Raw genomic sequence first — 13,601 nt, 5'->3', positions numbered from 1 at the left:
TCAAATAAACTGCATAGGGGACATTATGCGCTTACTCCACACCATGCTGCGCGTTGGCGACCTGCAACGTTCTATCGACTTCTATACCAATGTTTTGGGCATGAAGCTGCTGCGCACCAGCGAAAACCCGGAGTACAAATACTCCCTCGCCTTCGTCGGCTACGGCGAAGAGAGCGATACCGCGGTGATCGAACTGACCTACAACTGGGGCGTGGACAGCTATGAGCTGGGCACCGCCTACGGTCACATCGCGCTGAGCGTCGACAACGCCGCCGAAGCCTGCGAGCGGATCCGCCAGAACGGGGGCAACGTTACCCGCGAAGCCGGGCCGGTAAAAGGCGGCAGCACCGTTATCGCCTTCGTGGAAGATCCTGACGGTTACAAAATCGAGCTGATTGAAGAGAAAGACGCCGGCAAAGGGCTGGGCAACTAACCCCCCGACCATAGCGACTTCATTATCCTCGTTCGCCCGGGCGCTGCGGCGCCCGTTGTTTTCACCCCTGCCTGCTGCAAGCCGTGGCAAAATTTGCCATAATGCGCGCTACTTTTTTCCAGCTAAGAGAATCTGATGTCCGAGAACGCTCAACTGAATGGTCTGTGCGACCGTTTCCGCGGTTTTTATCCAGTGGTGATTGATGTTGAAACCGCAGGATTTAATGCCAAAACCGACGCCCTGCTGGAGATCGCCGCCATTACGTTGAAGATGGATGAGCAAGGCTGGCTGATGCCCGATGAAACGCTGCATTTCCATGTTGAACCTTTCGAGGGCGCCAATCTTCAGCCCGAAGCGCTGGCCTTTAACGGGATTAACCCGCACGATCCTGAGCGCGGCGCCGTTAGCGAATACGACGCTCTGCATGCCATCTTCAAAATGGTACGCAAAGGGATGAAAGAGAGCGACTGCAGTCGGGCTATCATGGTGGCGCACAACGCCACATTTGACCACAGCTTCACCATGACCGCCGCCGAACGGGCGGGGCTAAAACGCAACCCGTTCCATCCGTTTGTCACCTTCGACACCGCCGCGCTGAGCGGGCTGGCGCTGGGCCAGACGGTATTGTCGAAAGCTTGTATTGCCGCGGGTATGCCGTTCGACGGCGCGCAAGCCCACTCCGCCCTCTACGATACCGAGCAGACGGCACAGCTGTTTTGCGAGATAGTGAACCGCTGGAAGCGTCTGGGCGGCTGGCCGCTGCCGGTGGCGACGCCGGAGTGATAAAAAAAGCGACTTCCAGGAAGTCGCTTTTTTACTGACCGCGGTAATTATTCCGCTTTCGGCTCGTCAGTGTGGTATTTCGCCGCTGTCTCTTTGATCAGCTGCTGCAGTTCACCGCGCTGGTACATCTCGATGACGATATCGCAGCCGCCCACCAGTTCACCGTCCACCCACAGCTGCGGGAAGGTCGGCCAGTTGGCATATTTTGGCAGCTCGGCGCGGATATCCGGGTTCTGCAGGATATCAACGTAAGCAAAACGTTCGCCACAGGCGGACAGCGCCTGAACGGCCTGAGCGGAGAAACCGCAGCTTGGCAGCTTCGGCGAACCTTTCATGTACAGCAGGATCGGGTTTTCAGCGATTTGGCGTTGGATCTTTTCTAAAGTCGAGCTCATTGTCGTGCTTCCTTAAACTTCTTTCTACGGCAGTAACTTGTCATTGTAGCGTCCCGAGGGCAGGACCGATAATAACATTTTTTTCACTATTCATATTTTATCTTCTGTTGCGCGAAGTTGCCTTAAAAATATCATTTTGCCGTCACGGGCAGGCGCGCGTTGCGCATTTTCTGTGCGAGGCGGTCAATGTCTGACGCGTTTTCTTGCAATCGTTAACCAATCGACATTTTTGATACAAAAGAATATTAACTTTCCGGGTTTTTATGCTTTAGAATCGTTCCGGTTTGTCATTCATCGTCAGGCATTTGTACATGTCTGTAATTAATCAGGGGATTGCTCAGTGGCGCGGCTAAACAAAATCGCGATATCGCTCTGTGCATTACTGTTCACATCTATCTCATTCACGCCACTGGCTCAGGCTTCAGGGCATACGCACGCCTCCGCCTCGCCAAAGGCGTTGCCCGCGAAAAGCGGCTCAGAGCGCAAGAAAAAAGCAACCAGTCAAAAAAGTAAAACCACCGCTAAAACCACCAGTAAAAAATCCTCGAGCACCCGGCTCCCTACCCGCTCTACCACAGCAAGCCAAACCGCGCTTCATCGTCAGGCCGCCGGCGCCACGAAAAAATGCGTGCTGCGTAAAGGGTATAAAAAGCAGTGCGCAAAAACGGTGGCCGCCAGCGCCGAGCCGACCCTGGCGCTGAACAGCGTCAAAAGCAAATGCGTGGTGCGTAAGGGCTATAAAAAACGCTGTAAACCCGAGGCCAGCGAAGCGAATCTGACGATCGCCGACGCGCATAAAGTCCGGGTGCAAAAAGCGCAGAGTACCGCCATGAACAAACTGATGGGCCAGCTGGGTAAACCGTATCGCTGGGGCGGCACCTCGCCGCGCACCGGGTTCGACTGCAGCGGGCTGGTCTATTACGCCTACAAAGACCTGGTCAAGATTCATATCCCGCGTACCGCCAATGAAATGTACCACCTGCGCGATGCGCGTCCGGTCGATCGTGACGAACTGCAGAGCGGCGACCTGGTCTTCTTCCGCACCCGCGGACGCGGCACTGCCGACCACGTTGGCGTTTACGTAGGCAACGGGAAATTCATTCAGTCCCCGCGCACGGGGCGCGATATTCAAATCACCTCCCTGAGCGAAGATTACTGGGTACGTCATTACGTCGGCGCCCGTCGCGTCATGACCCCGAAAACCATTCGCTGATCCCGGTCTGCCGCTACGGCGGCAGCCCTCTTCACCTGCGCGTTCTCCGCCCCCACCGTCAGGGGAAACTGCATATTCGCCTCTGTGACCGGCGCTTCCCGACGATAGCGGGTGGGCGACATGCCAAAGTGACGGTGAAAGGTGCGGCAGAACGCCGCCTGCCCGTCGTACCCCAGACGTTGGGAAATACTCTGCATGGAGGCCTCGGTCTGCGTTAAGTAGATTGTCGCGATGGTCATCTTCCGGCGGCTGACGTAGCTCGCCAGCGTGCAGCCGGTCACCATGGCGAATTGCCGCTGGAAATACCAGTGCGAGTAGCCGGACTTTTGCGCTATCGCGCTCACCGGCAGGGTGTCAAAAATATGTGCTTCGATCCAGTCAACGATCCCCTGCACGACCGGGATCATTTTCGGGCTTACCACTTCATCTGTTTTTGCCATCGTAGCCATCCTGTGGAAATTGCTGCCGGCGGCTATATTTGTCATACAAATATCAAAATAGACAATGAATTATTGGCATAGCGGCGATTACCTGAAAGCATATCGTCATTAATCATTTGATTTAAAATGATTATTTTCACTCAGTCGTTTGCGCTGCGGGGGTCTTCAGATGGCCTGCTGAGAAATTAACCATCGCGGCGAGAGGCTGGAGACCCAGCCTCCTTTTACTTATACATTTTTGCAACATCTGCGGGCGTCTTAACGCGCCGCTCCGCAGAAAACGGTTAAGCCTTCGGCAGTTGCGCCGGCGATAATAGCCTTTATCGTTGTAAGGCTTTTCACTGCCTGCGGCAAATGTTAACATTCTCAATACAATAACAGGCCCGGGACGCGACAGCGTCGGGCGGTCAGAACGCGATTCAGGTGAAAACCTCATCTTGTCAATGTGAGATAAAACAAAAAAGTTATAAGGAGAGTAGCAATGTCGTTTGAATTACCTGCATTACCATATGCAAAAGACGCCCTGGCGCCGCACATTTCCGCAGAAACCCTGGAATACCACTACGGTAAACACCACCAGGCGTATGTCACTAACCTCAACAACCTGATCAAAGGCACCGCGTTCGAAGGTCAATCGCTCGAAGAGATCGTGCGCACCTCTGAAGGCGGCGTTTTCAACAACGCGGCGCAGGTCTGGAACCACACCTTCTACTGGAACTGCCTGGCGCCGAACGCCGGCGGCGAACCGGAAGGCGAGCTGGCGGCCGCGATTGCCAAATCCTTCGGCAGCTTCGCAGAGTTTAAGGCCAAATTTACCGACGCCGCGGCGAAAAACTTTGGCGCTGGCTGGACCTGGCTGGTTAAAAATGCCGACGGCAGCCTGGCTATCGTCTCCACCAGCAACGCGGGTACCCCGTTGACCACCGACGCGAAGCCGCTGCTGACCGTTGACGTCTGGGAACATGCTTACTACATCGACTACCGCAACGCCCGTCCAAGCTATCTGGACCACTTCTGGGCGCTGGTTAACTGGAAGTTTGTTGCCGCTAACCTGGCCGCATAAACGACAAACCGCAGCAGAGTGACCCCTGCTGCGGTTTTTTTTTACACCCTTCCCCACCGTTTATGACTGGCTGGCAAAGGCCTCCTCCGGCTGCGCTCGTCCGCTAAACCAGACCAGCAGCAGCGCCAGACCGGCAATAATCGCGCCCATCACCGGCACAAACGCATATCCCAGTCCGCCGGAGATCACCGCTCCGCCGGCGGCGGCGCCCAGCGCGTTGCCCAGGTTGAACGCCCCGATATTCACCGAAGAAGAGAGACCCGGCGCCTCATGCGCCACGCGCATCACTCGCATCTGCAGCGGCGGCACTACCGCAAAGGTGGCTGCGCCCCAGACGATCATACTGATGGCCGCACCCGCCTGGGATTGCGCCAGCAGCGGTATCGCCAGCATGATCGCCATCAGCAGCAGCAGAAAGCCTTTCAGCGTGCGGGAGACCGACCGGTCGGCGAATTTGCCGCCCAGATAGTTGCCCAGCGAAAAACCAACTCCAATCAGCACCAGCATCGCGGTGATAAACAGCGATGAAGCATGGGTCAGCGAATTCAGTACCGGCGAAATGTAGGTATACAGCGTAAACATCGCCCCGGCGCCCAGCACGGTGGTCAGTAAGGCAGAAAGCACCTGCGGCCGTAACAGGACCGAAAGCTCTTGTTTGACATCCGGCCGTTCGCCCGCGCTGCCCTTCGGCAGGGAGAACCACAGGCTCACCATCGCCAGCAGGCCTAACCCCGCGGTGGCGAGGAAGGACATCCGCCAGCCGATGGTTTCTCCAAGCCAGGTCGCGGCAGGCACGCCGCCGATATTAGCGATGGTGAGGCCCATAAACATGGTGGCCACCGCGCTGGCCTGCTTGTGCTTGGGTACCACGCTGGCCGCCACCACCGACCCCAGGCCAAAAAAGGCGCCGTGGTTGAGGCTGGTAATAATGCGCGACAGCAGCAGCGTGGTGTAATCCGGCGCAATGGATGACAGCAGGTTGCCGACGGTGAAGATCCCCATCAGAAAAATCAGCGCATTGCGTCGGGCGCGATGGGACAGCAGCAGGGTCATCAGCGGCGCGCCGACCATGACGCCGATGGCATACGCACTGATCAGCATTCCCGCTACCGGTATCGAGACGTCCACGCCCTTGGCAATCACCGGCAGCAATCCCATCGGGGAGAACTCGGTGGTCCCGATGCCAAAGGCGCCGATCGCCAGCGCGAGTAAAGGAAAGTTGATTTTCATTCAATGACTCCATCAGACCGTCAGGGAGGACGGCGTAACATCAGAAGCCAAAAGCATGACATCAATCACAAAAAAACAAAAGTGAACGAAATGACAAAAGATTTTTGCAGAATTGATAATAATGGCGGGATACGGGGAGGAGGCCGCGCTCCTCCCTCATCGGAACATTAGTGCAGTATGGCGGTCAGGCTGAATGCGACGATCACGCCGAGGGCAATAATCGTGGTGATCAGCGAAAACTTTAAATTGGTATCCATCATTTTTCCCTCTTGTTATCCCCACACCAAAAGTGAGCTTGCTCATTTTTGCACAAAAAATCGCAAAAATCTTCCGGGATTTAGGGCGATGCACATTTTTGCTCTTCCACTTTGCCCCAAGATCGGACAAAATCCCACGCTAATTTAAAAGCGTATCGGCCATTGACCCCTTCCTGTCGTTCTGTGTCGTTTTCCCGACGTGATGCAATGTTGAAAATTGTATTCAGCGTGTGTGTAGGCAAACGTTTACGTATCGATGATCAGGCGATCAGGTCAAGGCATGGAGTGAGATGTAATGGCAACTATTAAAGATGTAGCGAAGCGCGCAAACGTTTCCACTACAACTGTATCACATGTAATTAACAAAACCCGTTTCGTTGCCGAAGAGACGCGCAATGCGGTATGGGCGGCGATCAAAGAGCTGCACTACTCGCCGAGCGCCGTGGCCCGCAGCCTGAAAGTCAATCATACAAAATCGATTGGCCTGCTGGCGACCAGTAGCGAAGCCGCCTATTTCGCTGAAATCATTGAGTCCGTTGAAAAGAGCTGCTTCCAGAAGGGCTATACCCTGATTCTCGGCAACGCCTGGAACGACCCGGAAAAACAGCGGGCCTATCTGTCGATGATGGCGCAAAAACGCGTCGACGGTCTGCTGGTGATGTGTTCCGAATACCCTGATTCCGTCCTGAGCATGCTGGAAGAGTATCGCCATATTCCGATGGTGGTGATGGACTGGGGCGAAGCAAAAGCCGACTTTACCGATGCGGTAATCGATAACGCCTTCCAGGGCGGGTATATCGCCGGACGTTACCTGATTGAACGCGGTCACCGCGAAATCGGCGTGATCCCGGGCCCGCTGGAGCGCAACACCGGCGCGGGGCGACTGGCCGGCTTCATGCAGGCGATGAAAGAGGCGCATATCAGCGTGCCGGAAAACTGGATTGTACAGGGCGACTTCGAGCCGGAGTCCGGCTACCGCGCCATGCAGCAGATCCTGAGCCAACAACACCGTCCAACGGCGGTCTTCTGCGGCGGCGACATTATGGCGATGGGCGCTATCTGCGCCGCGGATGAAATGGGGCTGCGCGTGCCGCAGGACATTTCGCTGATCGGTTATGATAATGTGCGCAACGCCCGCTATTTCAGCCCGGCGTTAACCACCATTCATCAGCCGAAAGATTCGCTGGGTGAAGCCGCGTTCAATATGCTGTTGGATCGTATCGTCAACAAGCGCGAAGAGTCGCAGTCTATTGAAGTGCACCCTCGGCTGGTCGAACGCCGCTCGGTGGCGGATGGCCCGTTTGTCGACTATCGTCGCTAAAGCACTGGCGGGCGCGGATCACTCCGGCGCCCGCAGCCACTCCCGATTCAGCGTGTCGCTGTCCCCCAGGTAGTCCAGCATCCAGTTTAACGCCGGCGAAGCATCATTCTGCTGCCAGGTCAGACAGCAGGCCGCATCCGGAAACGGATTTTCCAGCGCCAGCGCGGTCCACTCGCCGCGATCCACCCATGGCCGGGCGAAATGGCTTGGCACCATGCCGACGCAGAGCCCTGCCGACAGACAGGTTGCCGACGATTCCCAGTCGGGGACCACCACCCTCTTCTGGTTATCCAGCAGCCACGTTGTCCGTTTGGGCAACGAACGCGAGGTATCCTCCCGCACCAGCGACGGCCAGTTGCGCAGGACATCGTCGCTCAGCGGACCCGACATCTTCGCCAGCGGGTGATCGCTCGCCACCACGCAGTCCCAGCTCAGCATCCCCATATCGCGGAACGCATAGCGGCCCCCGACCGGAATAGAGCGCGTTGCGCCAATCGCCAGCTCCACGCGGCCGTCGGCCAGCGCATCCCATACCCCATTGAACACTTCCTGAAAAACGATCAGCTCGACGTCGGGAAAATGGCGATAGAAATCCACGATCATCTGGCGCATCCGCGCGGGTTTCACGATATCGTCCACCGCGATCGACAACTGCCCGCGCCAGCCGTTGGCAATTTGCTGGCACTGCTGGCGGGTGATCTGCATTTTTTTGATAACAGAGCGCCCTTCCTGTAAAAACCAGACCCCGGCGGGGGTCAGCTCCACATCACGATGACGGCGCTCAAACAACGGGACGGCCAGCCACTCTTCGAGCTGACGCACGGTATAGCTGACGGCGGAAGGCACCCGATGGAGCTCCTGCGCCGCCGCGCTAAAGCTGCCGTTACGGGCGACGGCATCAACCACTTCCAGAGAGTATTCAGACCACATTTTCTGCCTGCAAAATTTTTGAATGCATGTGACAAATATTAGCGTTTCACAAGCCACAATGCACTCCCTACACTCTGCGGCATCGTACCTGTACTCCAAAAATGAGAACGTTATGTCACAACCTGGGAAAGGATTTTTAGTCTGGCTGGCCGGCCTGAGCGTGCTGGGCTTTCTGGCCACCGATATGTACCTGCCGGCATTTGCCGCCATGCAGCAGGATCTCGACACCTCCGCCGCATCCATTAGCGCCAGCCTGAGCCTGTTCCTCGCCGGCTTCGCGCTGGGCCAGCTCTTCTGGGGGCCGCTGTCAGACCGCTACGGGCGTAAACCGGTGCTGCTGAGCGGCCTGGCGATTTTCGCGGTCGGCTGCCTGGGAATGCTGTGGGTGCAGAACGCCACGCTGATGCTGGCGCTGCGTTTTCTGCAGGCGATTGGCGTCTGCGCCGCGGCGGTCACCTGGCAGGCGATGGTGACCGATTACTATCCCGCCCAGCGCACCAACCGCATCTTCGCCACTATTATGCCGCTGGTAGGACTGTCCCCTGCGCTGGCCCCGCTGCTGGGCAGCTGGCTGCTGGTGCACTTCGAGTGGCAAGCCATCTTCGCCACCTTGTTTGCCATCACTCTGCTGCTGATGCTGCCTGCCCTGCGCCTGAAGGCCGCCGCTAAGTCGGCCACAGTGGCTGAAAAGAAAATCACTTTTCTGGCGCTGCTGCGCTCCCGGGAATACAGCGGCAACGTCCTGATCTACGCCGCCTGCTCCGCCAGCTTCTTCGCCTGGCTTACCGGTTCGCCGTTTATCCTTCATGAGATGGGCTACGGCCCGACCGCCATCGGCCTGAGCTATATCCCGCAGACCATCGCTTTTCTGGTGGGCGGCTATGGCTGTCGCGCGCTGCTGCAAAAATGGTCCGGGCAACAGATGCTCCCGTGGCTGCTGGTGGTCTTCGCCGTCAGCGTCGCCGCCACCTGGCTGGTGGGTCTGCAAACGCATGCCTCGCTGGTGGCGTTGATGATCCCGTTCTGCCTGATGGCGGTGGTCAACGGCGGGATCTACCCCATCGTGGTCGCTCAGGCGCTGAAGCCTTTCCCGCAGGCAACCGGCCGCGCGGCGGCGCTGCAGAACACCCTCCAGCTTGGCCTGTGCTTCCTGACCAGCCTGCTAGTCTCCGCGCTGATCGCCACGCCGCTGCTGACCACCACCAGCGTGATGCTGGTCTCTATTTTGTTAGCCGGAGTGGGTTATCGCCTGCAGCAGACGCCAGCGCTGGCGGCCCACTCTTCCCACGCCTGACGCCCGTCGCCAGAGCCCGGACCAGTGGTTAGCACGCTAAGATATTTTTATTGAAAGCCAGTACTTAGCGTCCTATACTGGATCCGGGTTCACATAAATAAAAAATATTTAACAGATTAACGGATGCAGGATGCCTCCGTTTCACCATGGAAGGCCTTTCGGCAAGGGTTATCTCCCTTCCTCTGTTCTACGTCGGATAGCGACTTCACGGATTATCCGTGAGATTTCTCACAAAGCCAAAAAAGCGTCTACGCTGTTTTAAGGTTCTGATCACTTGGGCGTGATGGAGAAGCTATGAGTTCATCGTGTATAGAAGAAGTAAGTGTACCAAATGATGACTGGTACCGGATTGCAGCTGAATTGTTGGGCCGTGCGGGAATTGAAATCAATGGCTCCGCGCCGTCAGACCTGCGGATTAAAAACCCTCTTTTTTTTAAACGCGTATTGCAGGAGGGGTCGCTGGGTTTAGGCGAAAGCTATATGGACGGCTGGTGGGACTGCGAGCGTCTGGATATATTCTTCCATAAAGTGCTCCGCGCCGGGCTGGAAAAACAACTCCCTCACCATTTCAAAGACACACTCCGCATCGCAGGCGCTCGCCTGTTTAACCTGCAAAGTAAAAAACGCGCCTGGATCGTCGGCAAAGAGCACTATGACCTCGGCAACGATCTTTTCAGCCGGATGCTTGATCCCTACATGCAATATTCCTGCGGGTACTGGAAAGAGGCGCAGACCCTCGAAGCCGCGCAGCAGGATAAGCTGGATCTCATCTGCCGTAAGCTGGAGCTCGAGCCAGGCATGCGAGTGCTGGATATCGGCTGCGGCTGGGGCGGTCTTGCCGAATATATGGCGCGGAATTACCAGGTGAGCGTTGTCGGCGTGACCATCTCCGCCGAACAGCAAAAGATGGCCCAGGCGCGCTGCGATGGCCTTGACGTGGATATTCGTCTTCAGGATTATCGCGATCTGCACGACAGCTTCGACCGCATCGTCTCCGTCGGCATGTTCGAACACGTGGGTCCCAAAAATTACGCCACCTACTTTGAGGTCGCCGATCGTAATTTGAAACCCAACGGCCGCTTCTTACTGCACACCATCGGTTCCAAAGTCACCGACCATAACGTTGACCCGTGGATCAATAAATATATCTTCCCTAACGGCTGCCTGCCGTCGGTACGGCAGATCGCCGATGCCAGCGAGAAGCACTTTGTGATGGAAGACTGGCACAACTTCGGCGCCGATTATGACACCACCCTGATGGCCTGGTATGAGCGTTTCCTCGCCAGCTGGCCGGAAATTGCCGATAACTATTCTGAGCGTTTCAAACGCATGTTCAGTTATTACCTGAACGCCTGCGCCGGCGCCTTCCGCGCCCGCGACATTCAGCTCTGGCAGGTGGTGTTCTCGCGCGGGATTGAACACGGACTGCGCGTCGCCCGTTAAAAAACACTCCCCCGCTCACCGGCGGGGGATTTTTTGTCAGGCTTCACTGACCTTAGCCGCGACCTCTTTCGCCGCCAGCACGCGTTCAACCGTATCGACAACCGCCTGGGTTTGCGGGTCGATCTCGATATTGACGCGGTCGCCCAGCTTCTTCGCCCCCAGTGTGGTCCGCTGCAGCGTCTCCGGAATAAGATGCACGCAGAATCGGGTTGCCGTCACCTCGCCTACCGTCAGGCTGATGCCATCGATACCGATGAATCCTTTATAAAGGATATATTTCATCAGCGTCGGATCCTGTACTTTAAACCAGATCTGACGGTTATTTTCGGAAGTGAGGATCTTCACGATTTCAGCCGTGGTCATAATATGGCCGGACATCAAATGCCCGCCGATTTCATCACTGAATTTCGCCGCCCGCTCGACATTGACTTCATCCCCGACCTGAATATCGCCGAGGTTGGTAATCCGCAGCGTCTCTTTCATCAGATCGAAGCTGATGCGCGCGCCGTTGATGTCGGTCACCGTCAGGCAGCAGCCGTTGTTGGCTACCGATGCCCCGGTTTCGAGCCCCTCCAGCATATGCGCCGGCAGCTCCACCACGTGGGTGCGAAAATTGGGTTTATCATCAATGGAGACCACTTTCGCGGTTCCCTGAACAATACCAGTAAACATGTTTGGCTCCTGTTGAAAATCATGACGGTATCATTACCGTTTTCGCTATCGGGAACAATAACAGGAGGGCTGAGCGGTTGCCAGCGCGCTTCGTGCCTCGACTCTTTTTTCACTGGCTTAATGGCTAATCCTCGCTACAATAGACTGGAATTTCCTCATTTTTATCCCCTTGCTGCCAGTTACGGCGGCTTTTTTAGTCTCAAAAAAACAACAATACAAAGGTGTTCACGTGCAGAAGTATTTCATTGAAGCGCGTCAGTTATTAGCTCTGGCTATACCCGTCATTCTTGCGCAAGTGGCGCAGACGGCGATGGGTTTTGTCGATACCGTGATGGCGGGCGGCTACAGCGCCACCGATATGGCCGCGGTGGCCATCGGGACCTCCATCTGGCTACCGGCCATTCTCTTCGGCCACGGGCTGCTGCTGGCGCTGACCCCGGTAGTGGCGCAGCTCAATGGCTCCGGGCGGCGGGAGCGTATCGCGCCGCAGGTGCGTCAGGGCTTCTGGCTGGCGGGGCTGGTCTCGGTGCTGATCATGATCGTGCTGTGGAATGCCGGGTATATCATCAGCTCCATGCACAACATCGATCCGCTGCTGGCGGAGAAAGCGGTTGGCTATCTTCGCGCGCTGCTGTGGGGAGCGCCGGGCTACCTGTTCTTCCAGGTCGCCCGTAACCAGTGTGAAGGGCTGGCGAAAACCAAGCCCGGGATGGTCATGGGCTTTATCGGTTTACTGGTCAACATTCCGGTGAACTACATCTTTATCTATGGCCATTTTGGCATGCCGGAGCTGGGCGGCGTCGGCTGCGGCGTGGCGACGGCCTCCGTTTATTGGGTGATGTTCGCCAGCATGCTGTGGTGGGTGCGCCGGGCGCGTTCGATGCGCGATATCCGCTGCGCCGAGGGCTTCAGCGGCCCCGATTTCGCCGTTCTGCTGCGGTTGGTGCAGCTGGGGCTGCCCATCGCCCTGGCGCTGTTCTTCGAAGTGACCCTGTTTGCCGTCGTCGCGCTGCTGGTCTCTCCGCTCGGGATCATTGACGTCGCCGGCCACCAGATTGCGCTGAACTTCAGCTCGCTGATGTTCGTTCTGCCGCTGTCGCTGGCGGCCGCGGTCACCATTCGCGTCGGCTTCCGCCTCGGCCAGGGCTCAACGATCGATGCCCAGGTTTCCGCCCGCACGGGCGTGGGCGTGGGCGTCTGTCTGGCGGTGTTTACCGCTATCTTTACCGTGCTGATGCGTAAGCAGATTGCCCTGCTGTATAACGATAACCCTGAGGTGGTGATGCTGGCCTCGCATCTGATGCTGCTGGCGGCGGTCTACCAGATCTCCGACTCCATTCAGGTGATCGGCAGCGGTATCCTGCGTGGCTATAAAGATACGCGGTCTATCTTTTTTATCACCTTTACCGCGTACTGGGTGCTGGGTTTGCCCAGCGGCTACCTGCTGGCGCTGACCGACGTGATTGTCCCCCGCATGGGGCCCGCCGGCTTCTGGTGCGGATTTATCATCGGCCTGACCTCCGCCGCCATTATGATGATGCTGCGGATGCGTTTTCTGCAGCGCCAGCCCTCCAGCACTATCTTACAGCGCGCCGCGCGCTAACCCTGCCAAAGCCCGCCACCCCGGCGGGCTTTTTCTTTCTTCAGTTTTGTTCCGGCGTTGTACATTCCGTTACTCCCCGACACCAAAGACTCACTGATGAGCGCCCCGGAGATGCATATAGTGTGGCCAACAGCCCCGCAGTGGGGTTACTCAGGAAACCAATTCGAGGATTTCAGCATGAAAAAAGTATTAGCTCTGGTTGTTGCCGCTGCTATGGGTCTGTCATCTGTTGCTTTCGCCGCCGATGCCGCGACCACCACCCCGGCTGCCGCAGCCAACCACACCACCGTTCATCACAAGAAACATCATAAAGCGGCGGCGAAACCGGCAGCCGAACAGAAAGCCCAGGCGGCGAAGAAACACCACAAAGCCGCGGCGAAACCGGCGGCCGCGCAGAAAGCCCAGGCGGCGAAGAAGCACCACAAAGCCGCAGCGAAACCGGCTGTAGCGCAGAAAGCCCAGGCGGCGAAGAAGCACCACAAAGCCGCAGCGAAACCGGCTGTAGCGCAGAAAGCCCAGGCGGC

General features: G+C 57.1%; 15 protein-coding genes. 9 read left to right on the top strand and 6 right to left on the bottom strand.

Translation table 11 applies throughout. From position 1 onward, the window contains the following. Positions 1–25: 25 nt before the first annotated feature. Both gloA and rnt read left to right on the top strand, forming a co-directional pair. Positions 26–433 carry a lactoylglutathione lyase gene (gene gloA / locus K5R89_RS16075; RefSeq protein WP_032453119.1) on the top strand — a complete coding sequence of 136 codons (408 nt, stop codon included), beginning with the start codon at positions 26–28 and terminating at the stop codon, positions 431–433. A 135-nt stretch (positions 434–568) separates the two neighbouring features. After that, entirely contained in the window at positions 569–1,216 is a 648-nt protein-coding gene (gene rnt / locus K5R89_RS16070) for a ribonuclease T (RefSeq protein ID WP_004202881.1), read from the top strand. A 47-nt stretch (positions 1,217–1,263) separates the two neighbouring features. Here the strand turns inward: rnt and K5R89_RS16065 are convergent, their stop codons facing one another. Then, complete coding sequence (locus K5R89_RS16065; protein WP_002907768.1) at positions 1,264–1,611, bottom strand: Grx4 family monothiol glutaredoxin; 348 nt, start codon at positions 1,609–1,611, stop codon at positions 1,264–1,266. 340 nt (positions 1,612–1,951) lie between these two features. Between K5R89_RS16065 and K5R89_RS16060 the strand changes: the two genes are divergently transcribed. Continuing rightward, the gene (locus tag K5R89_RS16060) at positions 1,952–2,824 is read left to right on the top strand and encodes a C40 family peptidase (RefSeq protein WP_217259465.1); all 873 of its coding nucleotides are present in this window, start codon (positions 1,952–1,954) and stop codon (positions 2,822–2,824) included. Here the strand turns inward: K5R89_RS16060 and K5R89_RS16055 are convergent. Beyond that, positions 2,779–3,264, bottom strand: coding sequence for an AraC family transcriptional regulator (locus K5R89_RS16055; RefSeq protein ID WP_217259466.1), 486 nt, complete (start codon positions 3,262–3,264; stop codon positions 2,779–2,781). The genes K5R89_RS16060 and K5R89_RS16055 overlap by 46 nt on opposite strands. 481 nt (positions 3,265–3,745) lie before the next feature. Between K5R89_RS16055 and sodB the strand changes: the two genes are divergently transcribed. Next, positions 3,746–4,327, top strand: coding sequence for a superoxide dismutase [Fe] (gene sodB, locus K5R89_RS16050; RefSeq protein ID WP_023289943.1), 582 nt, complete (start codon positions 3,746–3,748; stop codon positions 4,325–4,327). A gap of 60 nt (positions 4,328–4,387) precedes the next feature. Here the strand turns inward: sodB and K5R89_RS16045 are convergent, their stop codons facing one another. Both K5R89_RS16045 and K5R89_RS16040 read right to left on the bottom strand, forming a co-directional pair. Beyond that, positions 4,388–5,557: an MFS transporter gene (locus K5R89_RS16045; RefSeq protein WP_023289944.1), complete on the bottom strand. Its 1,170-nt coding sequence runs from the start codon at positions 5,555–5,557 to the stop codon at positions 4,388–4,390. A gap of 167 nt (positions 5,558–5,724) precedes the next feature. Further along, positions 5,725–5,814 (bottom strand): YnhF family membrane protein, encoded by a 90-nt coding sequence (locus tag K5R89_RS16040; RefSeq protein ID WP_004152976.1) that lies wholly within the window; start codon positions 5,812–5,814, stop codon positions 5,725–5,727. Positions 5,815–6,109: 295 nt separating this feature from the next. Here K5R89_RS16040 and purR point away from each other — a divergent pair, with 295 nt between their 5' ends. Continuing rightward, on the top strand, positions 6,110–7,135 hold the full coding sequence (gene purR / locus K5R89_RS16035; RefSeq protein ID WP_004202888.1) for an HTH-type transcriptional repressor PurR: 1,026 nt from the start codon (positions 6,110–6,112) through the stop codon (positions 7,133–7,135). An 18-nt stretch (positions 7,136–7,153) separates the two neighbouring features. Here purR and punR read toward each other — a convergent pair whose 3' ends face one another. After that, positions 7,154–8,065 (bottom strand): DNA-binding transcriptional activator PunR, encoded by a 912-nt coding sequence (punR, locus tag K5R89_RS16030; RefSeq protein ID WP_131096229.1) that lies wholly within the window; start codon positions 8,063–8,065, stop codon positions 7,154–7,156. Positions 8,066–8,177: 112 nt separating this feature from the next. Between punR and punC the strand changes: the two genes are divergently transcribed. Both punC and cfa read left to right on the top strand, forming a co-directional pair. Continuing rightward, the gene (gene punC / locus K5R89_RS16025) at positions 8,178–9,359 is read left to right on the top strand and encodes a purine nucleoside transporter PunC (RefSeq protein WP_032453123.1); all 1,182 of its coding nucleotides are present in this window, start codon (positions 8,178–8,180) and stop codon (positions 9,357–9,359) included. A gap of 294 nt (positions 9,360–9,653) precedes the next feature. Then, positions 9,654–10,802, top strand: a complete 1,149-nt coding sequence (gene cfa, locus K5R89_RS16020) for a cyclopropane fatty acyl phospholipid synthase (RefSeq protein ID WP_023289946.1) — start codon at positions 9,654–9,656, stop codon at positions 10,800–10,802. Between the two features lie 36 nt (positions 10,803–10,838). Here cfa and K5R89_RS16015 read toward each other — a convergent pair whose 3' ends face one another. Next, positions 10,839–11,474, bottom strand: a complete 636-nt coding sequence (locus K5R89_RS16015) for a riboflavin synthase (RefSeq protein ID WP_023289947.1) — start codon at positions 11,472–11,474, stop codon at positions 10,839–10,841. 229 nt (positions 11,475–11,703) lie between these two features. Here K5R89_RS16015 and mdtK point away from each other — a divergent pair, with 229 nt between their 5' ends. Then, complete coding sequence (gene mdtK / locus K5R89_RS16010; RefSeq protein ID WP_023289948.1) at positions 11,704–13,077, top strand: MdtK family multidrug efflux MATE transporter; 1,374 nt, start codon at positions 11,704–11,706, stop codon at positions 13,075–13,077. A 177-nt stretch (positions 13,078–13,254) separates the two neighbouring features. Further along, the coding region (asr, locus tag K5R89_RS16005) for an acid resistance repetitive basic protein Asr (RefSeq protein WP_217259467.1) at positions 13,255–13,601 on the top strand (347 nt) is incomplete at its 3' end.

The sequence above is a fragment of the Klebsiella sp. TF21-TM genome, assembly GCF_019753495.1.
Lineage (GTDB): Bacteria > Pseudomonadota > Gammaproteobacteria > Enterobacterales > Enterobacteriaceae > Klebsiella > Klebsiella quasipneumoniae.
Note: the sequence above shows the minus strand (reverse complement) of the source record. Positions and strands in the feature narration are given on the sequence as shown.

Bases quoted from the DNA above. Each gene is read 5' to 3' on its own strand.
- gloA (WP_032453119.1), top strand. From the start codon at position 26: ATGCGCTTACTCCACACCATGCTGCGCGTTGGCGACCTGCAACGTTCT.
- rnt (WP_004202881.1), top strand. From the start codon at position 569: ATGTCCGAGAACGCTCAACTGAATGGTCTGTGCGACCGTTTCCGCGGT.
- K5R89_RS16065 (WP_002907768.1), bottom strand. From the start codon at position 1,611: ATGAGCTCGACTTTAGAAAAGATCCAACGCCAAATCGCTGAAAACCCG.
- K5R89_RS16055 (WP_217259466.1), bottom strand. From the start codon at position 3,264: ATGGCAAAAACAGATGAAGTGGTAAGCCCGAAAATGATCCCGGTCGTG.
- sodB (WP_023289943.1), top strand. From the start codon at position 3,746: ATGTCGTTTGAATTACCTGCATTACCATATGCAAAAGACGCCCTGGCG.
- K5R89_RS16045 (WP_023289944.1), bottom strand. From the start codon at position 5,557: ATGAAAATCAACTTTCCTTTACTCGCGCTGGCGATCGGCGCCTTTGGC.
- K5R89_RS16040 (WP_004152976.1), bottom strand. From the start codon at position 5,814: ATGGATACCAATTTAAAGTTTTCGCTGATCACCACGATTATTGCCCTC.
- purR (WP_004202888.1), top strand. From the start codon at position 6,110: ATGGCAACTATTAAAGATGTAGCGAAGCGCGCAAACGTTTCCACTACA.
- punR (WP_131096229.1), bottom strand. From the start codon at position 8,065: ATGTGGTCTGAATACTCTCTGGAAGTGGTTGATGCCGTCGCCCGTAAC.
- punC (WP_032453123.1), top strand. From the start codon at position 8,178: ATGTCACAACCTGGGAAAGGATTTTTAGTCTGGCTGGCCGGCCTGAGC.
- cfa (WP_023289946.1), top strand. From the start codon at position 9,654: ATGAGTTCATCGTGTATAGAAGAAGTAAGTGTACCAAATGATGACTGG.
- K5R89_RS16015 (WP_023289947.1), bottom strand. From the start codon at position 11,474: ATGTTTACTGGTATTGTTCAGGGAACCGCGAAAGTGGTCTCCATTGAT.